Origin of the sequence: Xylophilus sp. ASV27 (genome assembly GCF_016428875.1) — a bacterium.
Classification (GTDB): domain Bacteria; phylum Pseudomonadota; class Gammaproteobacteria; order Burkholderiales; family Burkholderiaceae_C; genus Xylophilus.
The window spans coordinates 1-3,958 of sequence record NZ_JAELTO010000188.1; the positions used below are offsets into that span (position 1 = coordinate 1).

2 protein-coding genes and 1 pseudogene are annotated in these 3,958 nt (G+C 69.7%); 1 reads left to right on the forward strand and 2 read right to left on the reverse strand.

Annotated elements, in window-relative coordinates:
• Positions 1-156 precede the first annotated feature (156 nt).
• Positions 157-1,419, reverse strand: coding sequence for a transcription termination factor Rho (gene rho, locus JHD63_RS21925; RefSeq protein ID WP_198972908.1), 1,263 nt, complete (start codon positions 1,417-1,419; stop codon positions 157-159).
• A 213-nt stretch (positions 1,420-1,632) separates the two neighbouring features.
• The gene (gene trxA, locus JHD63_RS21930) at positions 1,633-1,965 is read right to left on the reverse strand and encodes a thioredoxin TrxA (RefSeq protein ID WP_198972909.1); all 333 of its coding nucleotides are present in this window, start codon (positions 1,963-1,965) and stop codon (positions 1,633-1,635) included.
• Between the two features lie 88 nt (positions 1,966-2,053).
• Between trxA and JHD63_RS21935 the strand changes: the two are divergent.
• A pseudogene (locus JHD63_RS21935) lies at positions 2,054-3,958 on the forward strand (hypothetical protein); the annotation flags it as partial.

Consider the following 3,958-nt stretch of genomic DNA (forward strand, 5'->3'; position numbering starts at 1 on the left):
GAGATCGGCGCCGGGCGCAGCGTGGGCAGCCGTGGGCGCCTCAACCCGCGCGGCGTCAAGCGCAAGATGAGCAACTTCCAGCTTCGCCATCGCGGCGAGTTGCTCCATCAGGCGCATCAGTCTGTGCCTTTGCTTCTAATATGAACAGTATTGGGGTTAGCCACCTCGTCTCATCATGTCGAAGAAGTCGACATTGGTCTTGGTGGCCTTCATGTTCTTGATCATCAGTTCCATGGACTCGATCTCGTCCATGTTGTAGAGGAACTGGCGCAGGATGCGGGTCTTCTGCAGGATCTCGGGCGCGAGCAGCAGTTCTTCGCGGCGCGTGCCGGACTTGTTGAGTTCGATCGCCGGGAACACGCGCTTTTCATAGAGGCGGCGGTTCAGGTGGATTTCGCTGTTGCCGGTGCCCTTGAATTCTTCGAAGATCACTTCGTCCATGCGGCTGCCGGTATCGACCAGGGCCGTGGCGATGATGGTCAGCGAGCCGCCTTCCTCGACCTTGCGCGCCGCGCCGAAGAAGCGCTTGGGACGCTGCAGCGCGTTGGAATCGACACCGCCCGACAGCACCTTGCCCGAAGAGGGCACGACGTTGTTGTAGGCACGCGCCAGGCGGGTGATCGAGTCGAGCAGGATCACCACGTCCTTCTTCAGCTCGACCAGGCGCTTGGCGCGCTCGATCACCATTTCGGCCACGTGCACGTGGCGCGCGGCGGGCTCGTCGAAGGTCGAAGCAATGATCTCGCCCTTGACCGTGCGCTGCATTTCGGTCACTTCCTCGGGGCGCTCGTCCACCAGCAGCACCATCAGGTGCACGTCGGGGTTGTTGGCGGTGATCGCGTGGGCGATGTGCTGCATCATCACCGTCTTGCCGCTCTTGGGCGGCGCCACGATCAGCGCGCGCTGGCCGCGGCCGATGGGGGCGATGATGTCGATGATGCGGCCGGTGATGTTCTCCTCGCCCTTGATGTCGCGCTCGAGCTTCATCTGTTCCTTGGGGAACAGCGGCGTCAGGTTCTCGAACATCACCTTGTGCTTGTTCTGCTCCGGCGGTCCGCCGTTGACCGCGTCGAGCTTGGTCAGCGCGAAGTAGCGCTCGCCGTCTTTGGGCGTGCGCACTTCGCCTTCGACCATGTCGCCGGTGTGCAGGTTGAAGCGGCGCACCTGGCTGGGCGAGATGTAGATGTCGTCCGTGCTGGCGGTGAAGCTGGTGTCCGGGCTGCGCAGGAAGCCGAAGCCGTCGGGCAGGATTTCAAGAACGCCGTCGGCGAAGACCTGTTCGCCGGCCTTGGCGCGCTTCTTGATGATGGCGAACATCAGCTCCTGCTTGCGCATGCGGCCGGTGTTTTCGATCTCCAGTTCTTCGGCCTGCTTGAGGACTTCGGACACGTGCAGTGCCTTGAGTTCGTTAAGGTGCATGGGGCTACTCCGTGGCGGAGTTCAGTGCAAATCGAGGGGGGTGTCGGCAGAAGCGAGACTGCCTCGCGAGCCGGGGAGTCGAACCGGGCTGCATGGGTGTGCATGCCGGGCGAATGTTCGGGATTATGACAGTATTTGGGGGCTTGTCTCGGGAACGCCTTGCACGTTCCGCCCGGCCCTGCGCCTTGGGGCGCTCGGGGCCACGCGGTGGGGTCAGCCGAGCTGCTGGTCGAGGAACGCGGTGAGCTGCGCCTTGCTCAGCGCGCCGACCTTGGTGGCGGCGAGCTGGCCGCTCTTGAACAGCATCAGCGTGGGGATGCCGCGGATGCCGAACCTGGCCGGGATGTCGCGGTTCTCGTCCACGTTCATCTTGGCGATCTGCAGCTTGTCCTTGTAGCTTGCGGAGACTTCGTCGAGGATCGGCGCGATCATCTTGCACGGGCCGCACCACTCGGCCCAGTAGTCCACCAGCACCGGCTTGTCGGCCTGCAGCACGTCGGTTTCGAAAGACGCATCCGAGATATGTTTGATGAGGTCGCTGGCCATGGAGTCTTCCTTATGACGAATAGGGATGCCGCTAAAGTGGCGGCCATTGTGACAGAAACCAAGTGGAGGGACGGGGCATGGAAAGCCTATGGCTGACATAGAAAAAGCCCATGCGGCCGAGGCCGGCGAGGGCCCCGGCAGGTGCCCCGCCGATGCCCTGTGGCTGGCGCCCGGCAGCGGCGTTGTCGCGCGCATCGGGCAGGCGCTGCAGGCCCATGCGCTGCATCCGGCGCATGCCGTGGTGCTGCTGCCCTATGCGCAGTTGATGCCGGTGGCGCGCCACTACTGGGCGCGGGCGCGGCCCGAGGGCTTCGCGCCGCGCTTCGAAACCACCCGCAACTGGGCCCGCGCCCTGGGCGGCGACCTGGCCGAGCCCGGCGGCATCACGGGCGACGCCGCGCGCGACCTGCTGCAGGCGCGCGCCCTGCTGGAGCAGGTGCCCACCCTGCGGCCCTACGCCGATACCCTGGCCGAAGTGCTGATGGAGGCCGGCGCCCAACTGCTGCGCGCCATGGCCGCCGTGCCGCCGCAGGACCGCGCGGCCTGGGGCGAGGCCGCGGCCGCCGCGGTGGGCTTGGGCACCGATGCCGCGGTGCTGCAACTGGAGGCCGCCACCGCCCACGTGGCACTGGCCTGGGCGCTGGCGTCTTCCTGTGCGACCGACGTGCTGTTCGGCCCGCAGGCGCGTGCCGGCGGCGTGCGCGGCCTGATCGTGCTCGACGGCCTGCAGCCCGAGCCGCTGGCCGAGGCGCTGTGCCTGCGCTGGCAGCAGTCGGGCGATCCGGTGGTGCGCATCCCGCTGGTCCTGCCGCCGCGGCGCATGGCCCCGGCGCGCCTGCACGTCGCCCCCGACGCCGAGGACGAGGCCGAGCGCGCCGCCGCCTGCGTGCTGGCCCGCGTGCGCGAAGGCGCGGTGCCGGTGGCCCTGGTGGCGCAGGACCGCGCGCTGACCCGCCGCATCAGCGCCATGCTGCGCGCCCAGGGCCTGTCGCTGCGCGACGAAAGCGGCTGGAAGCTCTCCACCACCCGCGCCGCGGCCCAGGTCGCCGCGGCCTTGCGCGCCTGCGCGCGCCACGCCACGGCAGACGAGGTGCTGGACTGGCTCAAGCAGTCGCCCCGCTTCCAGGGCGGCCGGCTGCGCGCGCTCGAAGCCGCGCTGCGCCGCGAGAGCGTGCGCGACTGGAACGGCTGGCATGCGCCGCCCGGCGACGCGCCGGCCGCGCAACTGCTGCGCGCCATCGCCGAAGACGTCGCCGCGCTGCGCGAGGCCCTGCAGCCCGCCCGCCCGCTGGCGCAATGGCTCGCCGCGCTGCGCGCCCTGTTGCAGGCGGGCGGCCAGTGGCCTGCGCTGGAGGCGGATCTGGCCGGCCAGAAGCTGATCGCCGTGCTGCGGCTGGACGACGCCGCGCAGGCGGCCTTTGCGCAGTCGCTGGAAGGATCGCCCTGGGCCGAGCGGCGCATCAGCCTGGCCGCCTTCACCCGCTGGGCGCGGCAGGCGCTGGAGGCCGCCAGCTTCCTGCCCGAGGCGCGCTGGCAGACCACCGAGGCCGAGGTCGTCGTGCTGCCCCTGCCGCAGCTGCTGGCGCGGCCCTTCGGCGCGGTGGTCATGCCCGGTTGCGACGAACTGCGCCTGCCCGCCGCGCCCGAGCCGGGCGGCAACTGGTCGTCCGCGCAGCGCGTGGCGCTGGGCCTGGACACGCGCGAAGCGCAGCAGGCCGCCACCGCCGCCGCCTGGCAGGAGCTGCTGCGCGCGCCGCAGATCGACATCCTCTGGCGCAGCGGCGACGAAGGCGGCGAGCCGCTGCTGCCCAGCCCCCTGGTGCAGGCGCTGCAGGCCGAGCCCGGCGCCACGCGGGCCGCCGACGACCCTGTCTCTTATACACATCTCCGAGCCCACGAGACCGTACAGGAAATCGCGTATGCCGTCTTCTGCTTGAAAAGGGGGGGGGGGGGGGGGGGGGGGGGGGGGGGGGGGGGGGGGGGGGGGGGGGGG

Bases quoted from the DNA above. Each gene is read 5' to 3' on its own strand.
- trxA (WP_198972909.1), bottom strand. From the start codon at position 1,965: ATGGCCAGCGACCTCATCAAACATATCTCGGATGCGTCTTTCGAAACC.
- rho (WP_198972908.1), bottom strand. From the start codon at position 1,419: ATGCACCTTAACGAACTCAAGGCACTGCACGTGTCCGAAGTCCTCAAG.